Origin of the sequence: Xanthomonas sp. 3075, assembly GCF_014197275.1 — a bacterium.
Lineage (GTDB): Bacteria > Pseudomonadota > Gammaproteobacteria > Xanthomonadales > Xanthomonadaceae > Xanthomonas > Xanthomonas campestris_B.
In genome coordinates, this window is the sequence record NZ_JACIFI010000016.1 from 81,369 (window position 1) to 101,387 (window position 20,019).

Sequence of the window (20,019 nt, forward strand, 5' to 3'; positions counted from 1 at the left end):
AGGCTCCCGTTACAGCGCCGCAGCGCAAAAAAAAACGCGCCGCAAGACTGCGGCGCGTTTTCGTCTGGATCAGATCATCGTGGTGAGACGATTACTTGATGGCCCAGTAGACGTCATAGGTGCCTTCCGGCGTAAACGCCTTGTCCACGCCGCCCTTCCACGCTTCGTACGGACGCTCGGTCACGTCGTTGCCGCTGGTGGCGGCCCAGGCGCGCAGCGAGTTACGCACTGCATCCAGGCCGGCCATGTGGCCTGCGTAGGTCGCAAAGGCGGAACGGTGTGCCTTGGTACGCTCGTACTTGACCGGCGCTTCGGACGGAATGTTGACCTTCAATTCCTCACCCGTTGCGGCAACCGGGGTTGCGTCCACAGGTGCGGCGGCAGTGTCGTCCTTCTTGGCGTCCTTGGCGTCAGCCTTGGCGGTATCGGCCTTGGCATCGGTCTTGGCTGCGCCACCGGCACGCTTGCGCACCGGCTGCACGACGTCGAACGCATACTTGTCGCTGGCGAAGTCGGTGGTCACGATGCGAACGGGACCAGCAGCCTCAAGGCCGTTGGATTCCATCACACGCTTGATCCACTCCTGGTTGTCCTTGATCGACTTCTTGATCGTCTCGTTGTCACGATCGATGTTGCCTGCGGTGACGACCAGCAGGTCCTCGGCGGGCACATCGACGATCTTGAGATCGCTCAACACCGGCTTGCCATCCAGCTCGGCGCGGTAGTCGAAATTCGGCACGGTGGCCAGGGCGGTGGCCAGGCGCGACAGACCCAGCTTCAGGTCGTCGCCCACATGGCGGCTGACATACAAGCCGGCATAGCGACCGAACAGGTTCCAGCCGTACTTGACGCTGTAGTCCTGGGTGATCTTGACGTTCTTGTTGTTCTTGCCGGTCGTTGCCAGAGTGAAATTGGTGACCTTGTCGTAGCCCTTGGTGGGATCTTCGATCGCGATCTCAACACGCTCGTTCTTGACGGTGTTTTTGATTTCCCAGCTGCCCTTGCCGATATAGCCCTCTTCGGAGCTGTAGTCGACGCGTGCACCCTTGCCCTCTTCCGGGCCGGCCAGCTTCAGCTGGATCTTCGGGTCACGCAGCACAAGCGGGTTCCAATCCTTGAAACGACGGAAGCTGTTCACGGTGTCGTAAACAATCGTCATTCTGCGGTTGGTCTCAACACTCTCGGACATCTGCCGCTCCGAGGGCAATACCAAGCCCACCACGACAAACAAGCCAGCCACGATCCCCAAGGCGATCAGGAACTCGATAATACGGGTCATTCAGGAGGTCTCCGGGGCCGATCCCACGGCCGGGTTGAGTGAAGCGAAGCCGCCATCCTAGCAGGCTTCGAGAAAGATGTTCAGTTGTGCGACGGGTAGCGCGGTCTTGCAGTGTCATCCATTGCGCAACCGCGCCGTGCGGAACTGCGCGATCCCAACCTGCACAAGGGTTTTGGGCGGATTGCGCGCAGCTATCATGCATATCGCGCGCTGCGTGCGTGTGATGCGATCGCTATGCGACGCGATTTTAGTGTGCGGCCACCCACCCGGCCACACGGCAAGCGGCCAGACCACACGCCGTGGCCTATCCGGCGCCTGGTGCAGCTCCGGCGCACACCGTCAAGCGCCGGACCTGCCGCTGGCCCGGCTCCGCCGATCAGACCAATTGCAACTCGAAGGCCTTCAGCACCGCACGGGTGCGGTCGCGCACGCCGAGCTTGGACAGGATATTGGACACGTGATTCTTGATCGTGCCCTCGGCCACGCCCAGCGAATTGGCGATCTCCTTGTTGGAAAAGCCGCTGGCCATCAGCCGCAGGATCTCGGTCTCGCGGTCGGTGAGCGGATCGGGCCGGTCGAGGCTGACGAACTCGTTGCGCATGTGCTCCAGGCCCGAGAGCAGGCGCTGGGTCACCGCCGGCTGCACCAACGAGCCGCCGCCGGCGACGGTGCGGATCGCGCCGACCAGTTGTTCCAGCGACACGTCCTTGAGCAGATAGCCCTTGGCGCCGGCCTTGAGCCCGGCCAGCACCAGCTGGTCGTCGTCGAAGGTGGTCAGGATGATGGTCGGCGGCAGCGTGCCGTTGCGCGAGAGCATCTGCAGCGCTTCCAGGCCGGACATCACCGGCATGCGCATATCCATCAGCACCACATCGGGCTGGATCTGCGGGATCTGCTCGACCGCCTGCTTGCCGTCCGAGGCCTCGGCGACCACCTCGATGCCGTTATCCAGCGCCAGCAGCGAGCGGATGCCCTGGCGTACCAGGGTTTGGTCGTCGACCAGGCACACACGGATCATCAGAACACTCCTTGGGTCACGGCCGCAGGCATCAGTGCCGGCGCGCCTGGAACGGAGATGCGCAGGCCGAAGCCGTCACCCCGCCGGGTTTGTATCTCGAGCTGACCACCATACTGGCTCAGTCGCTCGCGCATGCCGCGCAGCCCGTTGCCGGGCGCCACCGTCTCGGCGCCGTGGCCATCGTCGCGCGCGTCGATCAGCACGGTCTCGGCATCGCGGCGGACCTGGATCCACAGGTTGCGCGCGCCGGCGTGGCGCACCGCGTTGGTGATGATTTCCTGCGTGCAGCGCAACAGCACATGGGCGCGTTCGGGGTCGTCCAGGGTCAGCGGCTGGGCGATGTCAAGATGAATGTCCAGCGACGGCACCTGGGTCACCAGCGGGCGCAGCGCCGCTTCCAGGTCGATCGCGCCGCTGTCGCGCAGGTGGCTGACCGCTTCGCGCACATCGGTGAGCAGCAGCTTGGCCAGCGTATGCGCCTGGCGCACGTGCTCCTGGGCCTGGCCCTCGGTGATATGGCCGGCCACTTCCAGATTCAGGCTCAGCGCGGTGAGGTGGTGGCCGAGCAGGTCGTGCAATTCGCGCGAAATGCGGGTGCGCTCGTTGATGCGGGCGCTTTCGGCCAGCAGCGCGCGGGTGGCGCGCAGTTCGGCATTGAGCCGGCGCTGTTCTTCGCGCGCCTCGGTCTGCTGGCGCGCGACCAGGCTGGTGACGAAGATGAACATCGAAAAGCCGCCGTACAGCAGCGACTGCATCAATGCACCCGAGATCGGAAAGCCCAGCAGCAGGTGATAGACCGGCAGCACCGCCAACTGGCTCAGCACCAGCCACACCACACCGACGCGCAGCGGCAGCAGCCAGGGGATCACACCGGCCGCCACCATCATCAGGATGCTGCCGAGCCCGGTGCCGGTCAGATAACTGACCGCCAGCGCGCACACGGTGAGCAGCAGCAGGATCAGCCGGTCATACCAATGGGCGTGCCCGCCACTGCTCAGGCCACGGGTCAACCAGAAGTAACTGGCGCCGAAGCCGACGAAGAACGCCGACATCAGGACGGCCTGGGCCACGCTGCGGTGCCCCCCCTCCTCGGCCGGCGTCCAATAGATGAATACCAACGGCATGGCGATCATCGCCCAGGTAAACAGGCCGGCGAAGCGCAGCACGCGCGTATGACTGAGGTGTCCCAACATGCACGCATCTTAGGCGCAACGCGCCGCCTTGCCCTCTTGCCGGAAGTCATGCATGGCGCGCAGCAAGGCCGCCGCATGGCGATGCACTACCTCGCCATGCGGGCGGCGCAGGCACCGCGGTCTCGCACGCAGGCGCGCCGGACAGCACGCACCGGTCGCCGCTGCTGGCCCCGCATGTAATAATCAGACGCAGATCCGATTTCGGATCGAGAGCGTTACCCCACGGAGTCCTAATGTCGATCGTTATCCGCGACGTGCGCGAGCACGAGCTCGATTCCGTCCTGGCCCTGAACAACAATGCCGGACTGGCAATCCTGCCGCTGGATGCAACCAAGCTGCAACGCTTCTACGCGCAGGCCGAATATTTCCGCGTCGCCGAGCGCGACGGCAACCTGGCCGGGTTCCTGGTCGGGTTCGGCAGTGGCAGTGCCCATGACAGCAGCAATTTCGCCTGGTTCCGGGACCGTCACCCGGAATTCTTCTACATCGACCGCATCGTGGTCGCCAGCCGCCGTCGCGGTGGTGGCGTCGGGCGTGCGTTCTATGCCGACGTGCAGAGCTATACCGAGCTGCGTTACCCGCAATTGGCCTGCGAGGTGTTCCTGGACCACGGCGCCGACGCGGCGCTGCTGTTCCATGGCAGCTTCGGCTTCCGCGAGGTCGGCCAGAACACCATGGCCGACGTGGACGTGCGCGCCAGCATGCTGATGAAAGACATGTGCAGCTATCCGTGGGTCAAGGAGACCTATGGCGGCAAGTTGCCCGAGCAGTTGCCGTGGGTTGGCCGGCCGCGTCATGCCGCCACCACCGACAACCCGTCGACGGGGAGCTGAGGCGTGGCTAGCGTGAATGTAGATTTTGAACAAGCCGGCGAACTGAAGATCGGCCAGGTGGGCATCGCCAATCTGCGCGTGCGCACGCTGGACGTGCCGCGCCTGGTGCAGGAGATGCGCGAGCGCGTGTCGCGTGCGCCGAAGCTGTTCGGCCGCGCGGCGGTGATCCTGGATTTCGGCGGACTCTCGCAGCTACCGGACGTAACCACCGCCAAGGCGCTGCTGGACGGCCTGCGCGATGCCGGCGTGCTGCCGGTGGCGCTGGCCTACGGCACCAGCGAGATCGACCTGCTCTCGCAGCAGCTCGGCGTGCCGTTGCTGGCCAAGTTCCGTGCGCAATACGAACCGACGGCGGTCAGCCCGCCGCCTCCACCGCCGCCCCCTGCGCGCGCCGAACCTGCAGCGCCGGCCGTGCGGCCCGCACCTGGCCGCATGCAACGCAACGCGGTGCGCTCGGGCCAGCAGCTGTACGCGGAGAACTGCGACCTGACCGTACTCAGTACGGTGGGTGCCGGGGCCGAGGTCATCGCCGACGGCAGCATCCATATCTACGGTACCCTGCGTGGCCGCGCTTTGGCCGGCGCGCAGGGCAACCCTGACGCGCGCATCTTCTGCCGCGACTTCCACGCCGAACTGGTCGCCATCGCTGGCCACTACAAGGTGCTGGACGATGTTCCCATGGACCTGCGTGGCAAGGCCGTCCAGGTCTGGCTGGAGCAGGATCAGATCAAGATCGCTGCGCTGGACTGACGCAGCCCAACCACAGAAATATTTCGGAGAAATCCTTTGGCTGAAATCATCGTAGTCACCTCCGGCAAGGGCGGCGTCGGCAAGACCACCACCAGCGCGAGCCTGGCCTGCGGGCTGGCACGGCGCGGCAAGAAGGTCGCCGTCATCGACTTCGACGTCGGTCTGCGCAACCTGGACCTGATCATGGGCTGCGAGCGGCGCGTGGTGTACGACTTCGTCAACGTCGTGCATGGCGAAGCAACGCTCAAGCAATCGCTGATCAAGGACAAGCGCTTCGACAACCTGTACGTGCTGGCTGCCTCGCAGACCCGCGACAAGGACGCGCTCACCCAGGACGGCGTGGAAAAAGTGCTCAAGGATCTTGCCGCCGACGGCTTCGAGTACATCGTCTGCGATTCGCCGGCCGGCATCGAAAAGGGCGCGTTCCTGTCGATGTACTTCGCCGACCGCGCGGTGGTGGTGGTCAACCCCGAGGTGTCCTCGGTGCGCGACTCGGACCGCATCATCGGCCTGCTCGATTCCAAGACCCGCAAGGCCGAGGAAGGCAAGACCGTGCCGGCGTTCCTGCTGCTGACCCGCTACAGCCCGGGCCGCGTAGAAGGCGGCGAGATGCTCAGCATCACCGACGTGGAAGAAGTGCTTGGCCTGAAGGCCATCGGCGTGATTCCCGAATCCGGCGACGTGCTCAATGCCTCCAACAAGGGCGAGCCGGTGATCCTGGATGCCGAGTCCCCGGCCGGCCAGGCGTATGACGACGCAGTCGCCCGCATCATGGGCGAAGAGCGCCCGATGCGATTCATATCCGTGGAGAAGAAAGGCTTCTTCAGCAAGCTGTTCGGAGGGTAAGCATGGGCCTGCTCGATTTTCTCAAGAGCAAGAAGAACACCGCCGAGACGGCCAAGAACCGCCTGCAGATCATCATTGCGCAAGAGCGCAACCACCGCGGCGGGCCGGATTACCTGCCGCTGATGCAGCGCGAATTGCTGGAAGTGATCAAGAAGTACGTCAACATCGACGCCGATGCGGTGCGGGTGGATCTGGTCAAGGATGGCGAGCACGACGTGCTGGATATCTCGGTCGCCTTGCCGGAAGACGGCGACAAGTAAGCGTCTTCGACGGCACCGTCTACGCACGGTGCCGTTTTTACCGCTGGCAACATCCATGCTTGCGCGAACGCCGGTTGATGCGCTGCGGGTTGGGAAGCGAAACGGCCATGCCACCCTGGATGTCTACGCACCTGTCCGTGCAAGCGATTGCCTGCTGCCTGGTGTCAGTGAACTCAATGCATTCTGATGGCACGCGGTTCGTCCAGTGCCGTCATCGTGTCTGCCCTGCCGCAGCGCTGCGGCGTCCATCGACCGCGAGCTCTCCCGCGTGACCATCGACTCTTCTTCCAGCTCCGGGTCTGCCGCCGTGTTATGCGTGGGCGATATTGGCCTGGACGCACCCAACGCCCTGCTCGCCCGTTATGGCCTGCGCCTGCATCGCGTGGAGACCGGGGCACCGATACCGGGCAGTTTCTGGGGCGAGCCGGAAGCGGGCATCATCGGCTGCGACGTGTACGTGCGCGACGACACGCCGGTGCATTCGCTGCTGCACGAGGCCGGGCACCTGATCGTCTTGCCGGCAGAAAAGCGCGCTGCGGTGCATACCGATGCCACCGACTCGGTGGATGAAGAAGATGCCACCTGTTACCTGCAGATCTTGCTGGCCGATCAGTTGCCGGGCGTAGGCAGCGCACGCCTGATGGCCGACATGGACACCTGGGGCTACACCTATCGGCTCGGGTCCACACGCGCATGGTTCGAACAGGACGCGGAAAATGCGCGCAGCTGGCTGCGCGAGCGCGGGTTGTTGCCAGCCTGATCGTCGGCTGGACGATCCAGCGCAGCGCCCAAAGCGCCAGGCGCGCCTAGTCTTGCACCAGCCGCGTCGCAGCCATCGCGCCAGACAGATCCAGCGTGGCCACCGTGCCCTGCCCTGCATTGGAATCCAGGTTCAGATGCCAGCCCAGGTGCTCGCAGAGCCGCCCGATCAGCTCCAACCCGATGCCGTTGCCCTGACGCGCATTGCCGCGCGCCAGGCGCGCATAGATCGCACTGATTTCCTCCGGCGTCATGCCGTGGCCCGGGTCGGCGATGCGCACCACGCCGGGTGCACTGAGCGAGACATGGATGATGCCGCGATCGCTGTTTTCGATCGCATTGCGCAGCAGATTGCCGATGGCGGTCTGCACGATCGCCACCGGTGCAGTCAGGCTGCACGGCGGCAGCGTGTCGATGACCACCTGCAGATCCTTGTCTGCGCACAGGTGCGCGTGGTCGGCGACGATGTCCGGCAGCAGCTGGTCCAGGCGCACGGCATCGCTGTTGCGCGTCAGCCGGCCGGGATCCTTGGCCAGTACCAGCAACAAGGTGATCAGCTGTTCTACCGCACCGCTGGTCTGCGCAATGCGCTCCAGCTGATGGCGTACCGCCTGCGGTGTGCCGGGTTGCTCCAGCGCCAGTTCGGCGGCATTGCCAATCACCGCGATCGGGGTGCGCAACTCGTGGCTGGCGCTGTCGATGAAGGCGCGCTCGCGCTCGACGAACTGCCCGTTGCGATCCAGGTAGTCGTTGAGCGCATCGGCAATCACGTACAGCTCGGCGCTGCCCTGCGCGCCGACTGCAATGCGTTGCGAGCGCCGCTCCGGGCGCAGTGCGCCGATATCGCGCGCCAGCTCGACCAGCGGGCGCACCAGCCGCGCCATCGCATAGGTGCCCATCAACAAGGTGACACCGATCAAGGCAACGCCTGCGGCCAGCATCCAGCGGGTGATGAAGTGTTCCAGCGCCTCGAAGTCGGTGATGTCCAGCACCAATGCCAGCCGCCCGGCGTGCGCCGTGTCGCGCACCATCACCGCGCTCCGGCGACCGGCGATTGACAGCCCGTCGTGCAACCCCGGATGCAAGGTGCGCAGCACCGGCGGCACCGCCGCGCTGTCGTCGACGCGGTACAGCCGCAAGGTGTCCGAATCCTGCCAACGGTAGTCCGGATTCTGCGCGCTGCGGTCCAGGATACTGTTCAGTTCCGAATTCAACAGCGAGCGCCAGACCCCGTGTTCGGCGCGTTCGTGCAGATACTGCGCAGTGCCGAACACCGCCAGCGTCATCAACAGCGTATAGCCAAACAACCACGCCACGACGCGACGACCCAACGGGCGCTGCCTAGCCATCGTTGCAGTCGCCATTGGCAGGCTCGCCGCCATCCTCCAGCGCCGCCAGGCGATACCCCAGGCGCGGCAGCGTGTGGATCAACTTCTGCGCAAACGGGCCATCCACGCTACGGCGTAATTCGTAGATGTGGGAGCGCAGCATGTCGCCATCGGGCGGCTCGTCGCCCCAGAGCGATTGCTCCAACCGTTGCCGGGTGACGGCAGCGGGGCTGGCCTGCATCAGCACTTCCAGCAACTTGCGGCAGGCCGGATACAGATGCAGTGCCTGCCCGGCGCGGGTGGCTTCCAGCGTCGCCAGATCCAGACGCAGGTCGGCCACCTGCAGCAGCTTGCGGCGACGGCGACCTTGCGCACGCGCCAGCAAGGCCTCGATGCGCACTTCCAGCTCGGGCAGCGCGAACGGTTTGGTCAGGTAATCGTCGGCACCGGCACGGAAGCCGGCGATCTTGTCGGGCAGTTCGTCGCGCGCGGTGAGCATGATCACCGGCAACTCGGACTGGTGCTGTTCGCGCAGCCGACGCAGCACTTCCGGGCCATCCATGCGCGGCATCATCCAGTCCAGCACCAGCACGTCGTACTGCTGGGTGGTGGCCAGATGCAGGCCGGTGACGCCATCGGGCGCCGCGTCCAGGGTGTGCCCGCGTGCTTCGAAATAGTCGAACAGGTTGGCAACCATATTGCGGTTGTCTTCGATGACCAGCAGCCGCATGAGCGCGTTTCCAGAGCGCCCCGACAGGGACGGTGTGCGCATCCTAACCGAGGCGAGCCGAACCCGACCGCTCCAGGCGGGCTGGCACGCATTCCGACAACATTCCGACCTGCTTGCCAGCTATCGTTCTGCCCCTTTTGATCGGGGCGTGCGCGTGTCGCCTGCCAGCTCTGCCTCTGTCCCGCGTCGGCGCGCGCTGCTTGCCGCATTGCTGCTGATCGTTGTCAGCCTGCTGGCCGGGCTCGGGCTACGCCAACCCAATCCGCCGGACGAGCCGCGCTTTGTGCTGGCCGCACGCACCATGGTCGACAGCGGCCATTGGCTGCTGCCGCACCGTGGCAGCGAGCTGTACGCGGAAAAGCCGCCAGTGTTCATGTGGCTGCAGGCGGCGAGCCATGCGCTGGTGCCGCACTGGCCGGTTGCGTTTCTGCTGCCCTCGCTGCTGGCCGCGCTGGCAACGCTGTGGCTGACCTGGGACATGACCCGCCGGCTGTGGAACCGGCGCGTGGCCGGCTATGCGGTGCTGGCGTTGTTTGCGGTACTGCAGTTCGGCCTGATGGCCAAGCGCGCGCAGATCGACATGGTGCTGGTGGCGCTGACCACGCTGTCGCTGTGGGGGCTGCTGCGGCATGTGCTGCGCGGGCCGGATTGGCGCGCGTGGACGCTGGGGGTGTTCGCCGCCGGCGTCGGCACGGTGACCAAGGGCGTCGGTTTCCTGCCGCTGCTGCTGTTGCTGCCATGGATGGCGTTGCCGCGCCGGCATTGGAGCGTGCTGCCGGCGCGTGCACAGGCCGGGCGCAGCTGGTTGCTGGTGCTGCCGGCATTCCTGGCTGGCACCGCGGTGTGGCTGGGACCGCTCGGCATCGCGCTGCTGCATGGCGATAACCCGCAACTGCACGCGTACGCGCACGAGTTGTTGTTCAAGCAGACCGGCACGCGGTATGCGCACGCATGGCATCACGTCAAACCGGCCTGGTACTACCTGCAGGTGATCGCCACGCTGTGGTTGCCGGGCTGCCTGTTGTTGCCGTGGCTGCTGCCGGCATGGTGGCGCCGGTTGCGCCGCGGCGACCCGCGTTATGTGCTGTTGCTGGCGTGGAGCGTGTTGGTGCTGCTGTTCTTCAGCGCCAGCCCGGGCAAGCGCGAGGTCTATCTTTTCCCGATGCTGCCCGCGCTGTGCATGGCGGCAGCGCCGCTGCTGGCCGGGCTGCTGCGCCGACGCGGTGTGCGTGCGCTGCTCAATGGCTATGTGCTGCTGCTTGCACTTGCCGGCCTGAGTCTGGGCGGCGGCATCGCGCTGCATCTGCATTGGGCGGAAAACACCGCGCTAAAACGCGGCATGGCGCTGGCGTCGTTGCAGTCGGTGGGGTTCTGGCTGATCGGTCTTGGCATCGTCGGCCTTGCCGTGCTGGCGTGGTCGCGGGGCCGCCGCGCGGGCACCGCGGTGGTGGCCATGACGGCGGCGCTGTGGATCGTGTACGGCCTGGGCTTGATGCCGGCACTGGACCCTTACAGTTCGTCCGCGCGGCTGATGCAGCGCGTCGGCCAGCGTATCGGCCCGAATGCCGAGTTGGGCATGCTGGCCTGGCGCGAGCAGAACCTGCTGCAGGCCGACCGCGCAGTGACCGACTTCGGCTTCAAGGCGAGTTGGCAGCAGCAATGGGACAAGGCAGGCCCGTGGCTTGCGCAGGCGCCGGAAAAGCGCTGGTTGTTCGTGCTCAGGCAGGCTGTACCGGCGTGTATCGATCCGGCGCAACGCATCGACATCGGCGAATCCAATCGCAATCAATGGCAATTGGTGCCGGGCACCGCATGGCATGCCGGTTGCATCGCCACTGCGTCCGACACCGAACAAACCGGTAGCGACGGCGATACAGACTGAACGCTTGGTGTCGGGTTAACGGCTGGGCAACTCCGGTCCGACCGCTCTCCGACATCCGGGTTTCGAAGATGCCGGGCAATGACACAGGCCGACATCCCGATGAGCACGCTTCCCGTCCATGCGCCAGTTCTGGCGCGCACCGCCCCTGATGTGCGGGCACGTTTTTTTGTTCGCCATCTGTGGATGCCGCTGACCGGTGTGCTGTTGCTCAGCGCGTTGTTGATGGGCGCCGGCGGCGACCAATGGATTGCCGATGCGCTGTACCGGATGGAAGGCGGCCACTGGCTGCTCAAGGACCACTGGTTCACCAGCGGCGTGATTCATCGCATCGGTAGAGGCTTGAGCACGGCGGCGGGTGTCAGCGTCGTGATTCTGGCGGTGGCTGCCTGGTGCAGGCCGCGTTTGCGCGTGCTGCGTTGGCCGCTCACCTATCTGGCCGCATCGGTCGCCTTGTCGACCTCGCTGGTGTCGTTGCTCAAGTCGTGGACAGCGATGGATTGCCCCTGGGATCTGAGCCGGTATGGCGGCACGCGGGCAATGATCGGCTTGTTCGAATCACGCCACGGCATGGCCGCGTCCGGTTGTTTTCCGGCCGGACATGCCAGTGCCGGATATGCGTGGGTTGCGCTGTATTTCTGTGCGTTGTCGCTGCGTCCTGCGTGGCGCGTTCCAGGTTTGTGCGTAGGCTTGGTGGCAGGTCTCATTTTCGGCGTTGCGCAGCAACTGCGTGGCGCGCATTTTGTCTCGCACGATGTGTGGTCGCTGGCAGTGTGCTGGCTGACGGCACTGGCGTTGTACTGCGTGATGCTGGCTCGTCCGCATCGCGCGTCTGATGCGATGTTGCCATCGGGGGATGCAGCATGAGCACCTGGTTACCGGAACCGCAACCGCGCGGACGTAGCGGGCTGCGCGTGCGCGCATGGAGCACGCGGCCGACGCTGTCGACCGAAATGCTGGTGTTGCTGTCGAGCCTGTTCTTCGCACTGGTGTGCAATCAGCTGTTCTGGCGCTCGGCAATGGCCACGCACCCGGGCAGTGTCGGGTTTGCCATGTCGTTGTTGGCGCTGCTGGTCGCCGTGCACGCACTGTTGTTGGGTCTGCTGGTGTGGCGCTGGAACGCCAAACCGCTGCTGACCCTGCTGCTGTTCACCACCGCGCTGGCCGCGCACTACATGAACAGCTACAACGTCTATCTGGATGCGGACATGCTGCGCAACGTGCTGCATACCGACCACAAGGAATCGCGCGAATTGCTGACGCCCGGCTTGATCCTGCCGATGGTGTGCTACTTCCTGATTCCGACGACATTGGTGTGGCGCATACGTTTGCGCGCACGCAGCACCGGCAAGGCGCTGGCGATCCGCGCAGGCTTCCTGCTGGCCGTCGCAGCGGTCGGCGCAGCCGGCACGATGCTGTCGTTCCAGGATATTTCCGCATTGATGCGCAATCACCGCGAGGTGCGTTATCTGGCCACGCCGATCAATTACATCGTCGCGTTGCGGCAGGACCTCAAATCCGATTCGCCGATCAAGCATGCGCCCAAGCAACCGGTCGAACACGATGCCACCGCAACGCCGCGCGCTGCTGGCAGCCGTCCACGCCTGTTGCTGCTGGTGCTGGGCGAAACCGCACGTGCGCAGAACTGGGGCCTCAATGGCTATGCACGCCAGACCACGCCGGAGCTGGCGCAGGCGGGCGTGATCAATTTCCCGGACATGCATTCGTGCGGCACCAGCACCGAAGTGTCGGTGCCGTGCATGTTCTCGCCGTTCGGCCGCCGCGATTACAACGAAGACATGATCCGCGGCCACCAATCGTTCCTGCACGTGCTTGAACACGCCGGCATTTCCACGCTGTGGCGCGACAACCAGTCCGGCTGCAAGGGCGTGTGCGATGGCCTGGAGATCCAGAAGCTGGATGACGCCACCACCCCGGGCCTGTGCGCCGATGGCCGCTGCATGGACGAGATCCTGCTCCGCGATCTGGCCGCGCAAGTGCGTGCCAAGCCCGGCGACCGCGTGGTGGTGGTGCATCAACTCGGCAGCCACGGCCCCAGCTATTTCGAGCGGTATCCGGCGCAGTTCGAGCGCTTCAAGCCGGTATGCAGGACTGCCGACCTGGGCAGTTGCAGCCGTCAGGACATCGTCAACGCCTACGACAATTCCATCAGCTATACCGACCATTTCCTCAATCAGGCCATCCACACCCTGCGCAGTTTGTCCGATTACGACACCGCGATGATCTATCTGTCCGATCACGGCGAATCGCTGGGCGAGAAGGGCCTGTATCTGCACGGCGTGCCGTATGCGATCGCCCCCAGCGAGCAGACCCACGTGCCGATGGTGATGTGGTTCTCGCCGGAGTTTGCGCGCGACCGCGGCCTGGACCAGGCCTGCCTGCGCCACCGTGCCGGCCAGTACACCGACCAGGACGCGCTGTTTCCCTCGGTGCTCGGCCTGATGCAGGTCAAGACCAGCGTGTATGCGCGCGAACGCGATGTGTTCGCGCAGTGCACGGGGAAAGGCTGAGCGTTCTGGCACCGCCAGCGGCGGGATCGTCCGCCGCTGGGTGGCATCGGCAGCTGCAGCGCTTGCCGTGAAGCGCTGCTTGCCCTGAAGCCTCGCGCGCTCTAGCCTTCGCCGGACTTCACTGCAAGGACCACCCGTGAATCCTCGTCTGCTGTTGCTGGCACTGGCTGTCGCCGCCGGCACGCTATCGCTGTCGGCCTGCCGCAAGGACGCCGCGCCGCCGGCCACACCGGCCGCGACCAAGACCGCGCCTGCCGAAAGCGCCGACCAATTCGTTGCGCGTATCAGCGCCGAGTACAAGGCCGCCTACCCGGAAGTCACTGCAGCGCAGTGGCTGTCGTCGACCTATATCAACGGCGACTCGCAGCTGCTGGCGGCCAAGGCCAACGAGCGTTCGCTGGCGCAGCTGGATCGCTGGATCGAACAATCCGCGCAGTACGCCGGCACCCCGATGTCCGCCGACAGCGCGCGTGCGCTGCAACTGCTGAAATTGATGAGCGCCCTGCCTGCGCCGCGCGACCCGGCCAAGCTGGCCGAGTTGACCCGGATCGCGGCCAAGATGGAAGGCGACTACGGCGCGGGCCGGTATTGCGTGGGCGATGGCGAACAACGCCGTTGCCGCCAACTCGGCGAACTGGAACAGGTGCTGGCCAGCAGCCGCGACTACAACGAACAACTCGACGCCTGGCAGGGCTGGCATGGCACCGCCCAGCCGATGCGCAAGGACTACCAGCGGTTTGTCGAGCTCGCCAACGAGGGCGCGCGCGGGCTGGGGTTTGCCGATGTCGGCGTGCTGTGGCGCAGCGGCTACGACATGCCGCCAGCGCAACTGGCCAGCGAAACCGACCGGCTATGGGAACAGGTCAAACCGCTGTACGCGCAGCTGCAGTGCTACGCACGCAGCAAGCTCGATACGCAGTACGGCAAGGACAAGGGCGAGGTTGCCGGCGGCATGCTGCCGGCGCATCTGATGGGCAATATGTGGCAGCAGGACTGGAGCAATCTATGGGATCTGCTGCAGCCATACCCGGGTGCCGGCGATCTGGACATCACCTCCGCGCTGGAAAAACAGTACCAGGGCAATCTGAGCGCAGTACTGGCCCGCAACGTGGCCGCTAACGGCAGCGACGGCGACGCCGCGGCACGCTTCAACGCCGAACGCGAAGCCCAGCTGCGCAGCGCAAAACAGATGACCGAGCGCGCGCAGGACTTCTACACCTCGCTGGGCATGCCCAAACTGCCCGACACCTATTGGCAGCGCTCGCAGTTCATCAAGCCGCTGGACCGCGACGTGGTCTGCCATGCCAGCGCGTGGGACATGAATATGGGTGGCGAGCCGAACCAGAACATCGGCGCCGACGTGCGCACCAAGATGTGCATCAAGCCGACCGAGGAAGACTTCACCACCATCTATCACGAGCTCGGCCACCTCTACTACGACCTGGCCTACAACCCGCTGCCGCCGCTGTTTCAAAACGGCGCCAACGATGGCTTCCACGAAGCGATCGGCGACACCATCGTGCTGGCGATGACGCCCAAGTATCTGCAGTCCATCGGCATGGTGGGCGAACAGCAGACCGGCCGCGAAGCGCTGATCAATTCGCAGATGCGCATGGCGCTGAGCAAGGTCGCTTTTCTGCCGTTCGGCTTGATGATCGACCGCTGGCGCTGGGGTGTGTTTGACGGCTCGATTCCTCCCGAGCATTACAACCAGGCCTGGTGGCAGCTCAAAGCCAAATACCAGGGCGTAGCGCCGGTGACCGCGCGCGGCGAAGATTTCTTCGATGCCGGCGCCAAGTACCACGTGCCGGGCAACACGCCGTACACGCGCTATTTTCTGGCGCATATCCTGCAGTTCCAGTTCTACAAGGGCCTGTGCGAAGCCGCCGGCCATCAGGGGCCGTTGTACGAGTGCAGCTTCTACGGCAACAAGGATGCCGGGCAGAAGTTCTGGTCGATGCTGCAACGTGGTTCCAGCCAACCCTGGCAGACCACGCTGAAGGAACTCACCGGCAACGAGCGACTGGATGCCGGCCCGATGCTGGAATACTTCGCACCGATGAGCGAGTGGTTGAAGCAGCAGAACCAGGGCAAATTGTGCGGCTGGCAGGCGAGCACGCCCGCTGCCACCAGCAACGCGCCCGCGCCTGCCGCGACGCACTGACGCGCCGCTTTCGCTGCCGCATGCGACGGCCGTCACCCTGGCCGGCGCATAACATCGATTTGATAACCGCATAAAATACCGGCGATATACTGCGCACCCGCTGCATCGGCGCAGCATGCAGGACGCATCCAATGAACAACGCCTCCACCGGCCCGGACCCGCGCGACGTGGACCGCAACAAGCAGTTTATCGACGACGCGAACGATCGCGCGTTCGACCCGACCTATAGCAGCCCCAACAGCGAATACGCGGCGAAACTGGCTAGCGGCACGGTCACGGCCACCCCGGCAGAGCAGTCGGTCAAGTATTCGCAGACCAGCGAGCAGAGCAACGGCAGTAAAACCCAGTCGTTGGGCGAGAACAGCCTGCGCACCAGCAGCGCGCTAGCCCTGGGCAAGCTCAGCGATCCCGACGCGAAGACCACCACCTTCAACCTCGAGGCCGACGCACGCACCGGCCAGCAGCAAAGCCTGCAGACCAAGCTCGGCAACGGCAAGCTGGACATCGAAGCCAGCGTCAGTGCCGGGCAGCGCATGCGCTATTCACTGACGCTGCCCGGCGTCGACCAGCCTGCAGAGGCTGCCACACGCGTCAATCCACTACAGCCGGAGAGCCTGCCGATCGGCGCGCGCGCGGTGATGGACACGCAGACCTACACCCAGCGCGATGCCTCGGCGAGTCTGCAACACCTCGCCATGCAGAGCGAGATCACCGAAGCCAGCGGCCGCAGTTACCTGATCGAGCGTGTGGACGAGCGCCACGTGCGTGTAGTGACCGGGCCTAACGCAGCCATCGAGGCAGTGAACGCGGTTGGCTTCAAGGTGGGAACGGCGCAGGCCCTGCTCGGAGTCGCCGACTCACTGGGCCATTCGCGGGTGCAGAGCGCGCAGTTCGACCTGTCCGATCCGCGCGCGCGCGCGGCCATGGGCGAGTTCGTGCGCGAGGGCAAGATGGCCCCGGGCGTGCCCGGCGTCGATGAGATGCAGACGCTGGAGCGGATCAATTTCAGCTCGCAGCAGCGTCTGCAGCTGGAACTGGGCCCGCTCAGCGCCGATGTTGCCGGCAACCGCAACCAGGGCAGCCAGGTGCGCATCAGCACGCCGGGCCAGGACGGCTACACGGTAGTGCAGCAACTGCAATACGCCGACAACGTGCCGCTGACGATCGTGCGCCAGTACGACGGCAACGATGCCGAACGCGTGCAGGAACGCAGCTACCGTTTCGAGATCGATGGCGACGTCGCCGCGCCGGGCTTGTTGCAGCGCCTGGGCGGGCGCAACGAGGCCAGCGAGGAAAAGGCGATCGCGCAGACCCTCAACAGCGCGTTGAGCGGCAAGATGACGGGCACCGGCGCAATCGCGCCAGGGCAGAAGACCACGCTGGAATTCAACGAGGTGCAGATGCAGGCGCTGCTGGAGCAGACCCGCGCCAGCGCCGACGCCGGCAAGATCGGCGGCAGCACGCTGACCGCGCTGGTCGGCGACCGCAACGCCCCCACGCAGTCGCCCGAGCAGTTCGCCATCGCGATGGCCCGCAACGTGGGTGGATCGCCGTATGCGTTCGCCGAACGGCTGCAGCGCATCGCCGACGGCGCCGACGGGACATACGACGGCCAGCTGCAGCGTGTCGATGCCACCGTACTGCCGCGGCCGACGGACGCCACCCCGACGCTCCCGGACCCGCGCGATGCAGCGCACCCGGATCATGCCTTGCTGCAGCAATGCACCGCGGCCGTGGAGCGCCTGCAAGCGGCACCCGGCCCCGCAGCCGGGATGGATAGCGAACGCCTGGCCTTGGGGTCGGTGGTGGCCGCACGCGAAAATGGCTTGCAGCGGGTCGATCACGTGCTGCTCGGCAACGATCCTGCACGCGGTTTCGTGGTGCAGGGAGCACTCGACTCGCCAGCGCATCTGCGGGGCAGCTTCGATGCCAAGGCTGTACAGGAGGCGCCTGTGGCAGCCAGCCTGCAGCGGCTGCAGGCGCTGGAACCCAGCACAGAGCGCGACGCCACTGCGCAGTCGCAGCAGGAAACGCAGCGACAGGCACAGGCGCGCTGAGACAGCGCGCTGGGGAGTTGCACCTGAATGCCCAGATCGAAGAACTTCGATCACACGTGTGGCCAACCACGGTGTTGGCCCCGTGCGCTGGAGCGAGAACGATGCTCGGCTGGTTAGCCGGCGATGCCGCGCGACACACCTGCAAGGCAGCGCCTACGCACCAGACCTAGAACCGGCCCGCTGCACACCCTTGCAGCAGGCGCAGCAACCCGGTGATCCGTCCTGAACGCCGCAGACCTCACCGTGCCAGCAAAGGCACACAGCGAGGGGGACTCAATTGAGCTTCGCGCCACCCTGCAAGCGTTCGCTCAAGCGGGCCTTGAACTGCTCGAACTCCATGCCATCGGCCTGGGCCTCGGCATGCGCGGCATCTTTCAGCGCGTCCGAGTAGGTCAGCCGCACCGGCGTGCCCTGGCGCTCGTGCAACTCGGCCGCGCGCATGATCAGCGTCAACACCTGCGCGGCGCTGGTGCTTTCGCCAGCGATGCGGCCATCCATGCCCAGCACCCATTCGCCGTCGCGGCGCACGATGCCGGCCAGCAGCGTGCGTTGCTGGTCGCGCAGTTCGGCATGCGCCTCGATCGGCGAGTCGGCCGTGGCCTTGGCGGCGGCCTGGTTGCGCTGGCGCTCGGTGGCGCGCTTGCGGGCATCGCGGCGCAACTTGGAATCGGTGGACATGCGGGCTCCTGTAGGGTCAAAGGTGGTCGGCCGGCTCCAGAGGCAGTGCCTCTTCGGCCTGGCGGCGGCGTAGACGGCGGCCGCTGCGGCGCTCCCAGCGCCAGAATAGCCAGCCCAGCAAGAAAAAACCGGTCATGCCGATCGCCAGATGGCGCGGGTGTTCACTCAGCAGCGGCGACAGCACCCCGGCCACCAGCGTGTTGGTCATCAGCTGGGTGAAGGCCTGCAGCGAGGACGCCAGGCCGCGCTGCTGCGGGTACATGTCCAGCACCGCCAGCGCCAGGATCGGGAAGATCAGCGCCATCCCCATGCCGGCCAGGAAGATCGGCAGCACTGCCCATGGCAGGGCGATCTGCGCCGCCGTCATGGTGTAGCCCAGGTTCGCCAACGCCGCCACGCCGCAGCAGATGAAGCCGATGCGGACCTGCCGCACCGGGTCCATGCTGCCGGCCATGCGCCCGGACAGGAACGAGCCCAGCGTCATGCCGCCGATGGTGGGGATGAACAGCCAGGCAAAGTCGCCTTCGCCCAGGTGCAGGTGGCGCATGATCAGCACCGGCGCCGAGGCGATATACAGAAAGATGCCGGCGAAGTTGAACGCACCGGCCGCCGCCAAACGTTGGAAGCGTGGATTGAAGCCGATCCGCACGTAGTCGTGCAGCAGGCGCTTGGGCTGCAGCGGCGTGCGCGCGTCCAGCGGATGGGTTTCCGGCAACCAGGTCATGGTCGCGACCAGCAGCACCAGCCCGAAGGCCACCAAAAACCAGAAAATCAGCGGCCAGCCGGCGCCGCTGAGCAGGATCCAGCCGCCAATGATCGGCGCGATCGCTGGTGCGATACCGAAGATCATCGACACCTGACTCATCAGCCGCTGCGCATCCGCGCCCTGGAACAGATCGCGGATCACCGCCCGCCCGACGATCATGCCCACCCCGGCCGACAGCCCCTGCAACGCGCGGAACGCCAGCAAGGTCGGCAGGTCCTGCGACAGCGCGCAGCCCACCGAGCCGGCGACGAACAGCACCAGCCCGCCCAGGATCACCCGCTTACGGCCCCAGGCATCGGACAGCGGACCGTGCGCGATGCTCATCAGCCCGTAGGCGAGCAGATAGACGCTGATGGTCTGCTGGATCGCCACCTCGTCCACCGCCAGGCTGCGGCTGAGCCGCGAGAACGCCGGGAAAATGGTGTCGATGGAAAACGGGCCGAACATCGCCAGCCCGGCGAGCAGCAGCGCCATGCGACGGGTGGAAGGCGTGATGGGGGGCATGCGGGAATCCGAAACGTGGTGCATCGAAGGCGCACCACGCCGATGGGCGCTCGCTGCGCCGCCGGAATGAGCACAAGGCCGAGATGATAGGCGCTCGTAGATACAAGGTTAAGCAAGCCCAAGTAGGGGGAGCGCGCCACTGGTCCGGCGAGTCCGCCCGCTGCTGCGCACCCACGCTATAATCGGCCTGCAACACGGTGGGAGAAGCGGCACTGCCGCTGCCGAAGGCGCAACAGCCCGTAATCGCTCAGGCCCGATACCATCCGCAGTACAACTCTGGAGAGACCGGCCGATGCCGGCGCCGAAGGGGCACGGAACGCAGGCAGGCCAATGGCCAGGCCGCGTTTTTAAACTCTCAGGCAAAAGGACAGAGGGGCGCGAGGAAGACCGTCGCTGCGACGGGTCGTGGTGCGCGTGCGCGCCGGGCCGGTCGGAGGACGTGTC

17 protein-coding genes and 1 riboswitch are annotated in these 20,019 nt (G+C 65.6%); of the genes, 10 read left to right on the forward strand and 7 right to left on the reverse strand.

Features of this window, described 5'->3' with window-relative positions; genetic code table 11:
• Positions 1 to 91: 91 nt before the first annotated feature.
• The 3 genes from GGR62_RS15475 to GGR62_RS15485 form a co-directional block, all read right to left on the reverse strand.
• Positions 92 to 1,279, reverse strand: a complete 1,188-nt coding sequence (locus GGR62_RS15475; RefSeq protein WP_184408739.1) for an SRPBCC family protein — start codon at positions 1,277 to 1,279, stop codon at positions 92 to 94.
• Between the two features lie 376 nt (positions 1,280 to 1,655).
• Positions 1,656 to 2,297 (reverse strand): response regulator transcription factor, encoded by a 642-nt coding sequence (locus GGR62_RS15480; protein ID WP_006450021.1) that lies wholly within the window; start codon positions 2,295 to 2,297, stop codon positions 1,656 to 1,658.
• Positions 2,297 to 3,490 (reverse strand): sensor histidine kinase, encoded by a 1,194-nt coding sequence (locus GGR62_RS15485; RefSeq protein WP_184408740.1) that lies wholly within the window; start codon positions 3,488 to 3,490, stop codon positions 2,297 to 2,299. Before GGR62_RS15485 ends, GGR62_RS15480 begins: the two co-directional genes overlap by 1 nt.
• Before the next feature lie 233 nt (positions 3,491 to 3,723).
• On the opposite strand from GGR62_RS15485, the gene GGR62_RS15490 reads away from it, so the two are divergent.
• The 5 genes from GGR62_RS15490 to GGR62_RS15510 all read left to right on the forward strand — a co-directional run bounded on the left by GGR62_RS15490 (position 3,724) and on the right by GGR62_RS15510 (position 6,939).
• The gene (locus GGR62_RS15490; protein ID WP_184408741.1) at positions 3,724 to 4,323 is read left to right on the forward strand and encodes a GNAT family N-acetyltransferase; all 600 of its coding nucleotides are present in this window, start codon (positions 3,724 to 3,726) and stop codon (positions 4,321 to 4,323) included.
• Positions 4,324 to 4,326: 3 nt separating this feature from the next.
• The gene (gene minC, locus GGR62_RS15495; protein ID WP_184408742.1) at positions 4,327 to 5,073 is read left to right on the forward strand and encodes a septum site-determining protein MinC; all 747 of its coding nucleotides are present in this window, start codon (positions 4,327 to 4,329) and stop codon (positions 5,071 to 5,073) included.
• Between the two features lie 36 nt (positions 5,074 to 5,109).
• On the forward strand, positions 5,110 to 5,919 hold the full coding sequence (gene minD, locus GGR62_RS15500) for a septum site-determining protein MinD (RefSeq protein ID WP_005994582.1): 810 nt from the start codon (positions 5,110 to 5,112) through the stop codon (positions 5,917 to 5,919).
• 2 nt (positions 5,920 to 5,921) lie between these two features.
• Positions 5,922 to 6,179, forward strand: coding sequence for a cell division topological specificity factor MinE (gene minE / locus GGR62_RS15505; RefSeq protein ID WP_003484370.1), 258 nt, complete (start codon positions 5,922 to 5,924; stop codon positions 6,177 to 6,179).
• A gap of 268 nt (positions 6,180 to 6,447) precedes the next feature.
• Positions 6,448 to 6,939, forward strand: a complete 492-nt coding sequence (locus GGR62_RS15510) for a hypothetical protein (protein ID WP_184408743.1) — start codon at positions 6,448 to 6,450, stop codon at positions 6,937 to 6,939.
• Between the two features lie 46 nt (positions 6,940 to 6,985).
• Here the strand turns inward: GGR62_RS15510 and GGR62_RS15515 are convergent, their stop codons facing one another.
• Together GGR62_RS15515 and GGR62_RS15520 are read right to left on the reverse strand one after the other, a co-directional pair.
• Positions 6,986 to 8,287 (reverse strand): HAMP domain-containing sensor histidine kinase, encoded by a 1,302-nt coding sequence (locus tag GGR62_RS15515; protein WP_184408744.1) that lies wholly within the window; start codon positions 8,285 to 8,287, stop codon positions 6,986 to 6,988.
• Entirely contained in the window at positions 8,280 to 8,996 is a 717-nt protein-coding gene (locus tag GGR62_RS15520; RefSeq protein WP_184408745.1) for a response regulator transcription factor, read from the reverse strand. Before GGR62_RS15520 ends, GGR62_RS15515 begins: the two co-directional genes overlap by 8 nt.
• A gap of 148 nt (positions 8,997 to 9,144) precedes the next feature.
• Between GGR62_RS15520 and GGR62_RS15525 the strand changes: the two genes are divergently transcribed.
• The 5 genes from GGR62_RS15525 (at position 9,145) to GGR62_RS15545 (ending at position 17,627) form a co-directional block, all read left to right on the forward strand.
• A complete protein-coding gene (locus tag GGR62_RS15525) occupies positions 9,145 to 10,878 on the forward strand; it encodes a glycosyltransferase family 39 protein (protein WP_184408746.1) in 1,734 nt (577 codons plus the stop codon).
• 99 nt (positions 10,879 to 10,977) lie between these two features.
• Complete coding sequence (locus tag GGR62_RS15530) at positions 10,978 to 11,742, forward strand: phosphatase PAP2 family protein (RefSeq protein WP_184408747.1); 765 nt, start codon at positions 10,978 to 10,980, stop codon at positions 11,740 to 11,742.
• Positions 11,739 to 13,406 (forward strand): phosphoethanolamine--lipid A transferase, encoded by a 1,668-nt coding sequence (locus GGR62_RS15535; RefSeq protein ID WP_184408748.1) that lies wholly within the window; start codon positions 11,739 to 11,741, stop codon positions 13,404 to 13,406. Before GGR62_RS15530 ends, GGR62_RS15535 begins: the two co-directional genes overlap by 4 nt.
• A gap of 136 nt (positions 13,407 to 13,542) precedes the next feature.
• A complete protein-coding gene (locus GGR62_RS15540; RefSeq protein ID WP_184408750.1) occupies positions 13,543 to 15,570 on the forward strand; it encodes a M2 family metallopeptidase in 2,028 nt (675 codons plus the stop codon).
• A gap of 131 nt (positions 15,571 to 15,701) precedes the next feature.
• Positions 15,702 to 17,627, forward strand: coding sequence for an XVIPCD domain-containing protein (locus GGR62_RS15545; RefSeq protein WP_184408751.1), 1,926 nt, complete (start codon positions 15,702 to 15,704; stop codon positions 17,625 to 17,627).
• Between the two features lie 273 nt (positions 17,628 to 17,900).
• Here GGR62_RS15545 and GGR62_RS15550 read toward each other — a convergent pair whose 3' ends face one another.
• Positions 17,901 to 18,305, reverse strand: a complete 405-nt coding sequence (locus GGR62_RS15550; protein WP_184408752.1) for a hypothetical protein — start codon at positions 18,303 to 18,305, stop codon at positions 17,901 to 17,903.
• Positions 18,306 to 18,321: 16 nt separating this feature from the next.
• Positions 18,322 to 19,575, reverse strand: coding sequence for a multidrug effflux MFS transporter (locus tag GGR62_RS15555; RefSeq protein WP_184408753.1), 1,254 nt, complete (start codon positions 19,573 to 19,575; stop codon positions 18,322 to 18,324).
• A 266-nt stretch (positions 19,576 to 19,841) separates the two neighbouring features.
• A riboswitch (glycine riboswitch) is annotated at positions 19,842 to 19,956 on the forward strand.
• Positions 19,957 to 20,019 lie beyond the last annotated feature (63 nt).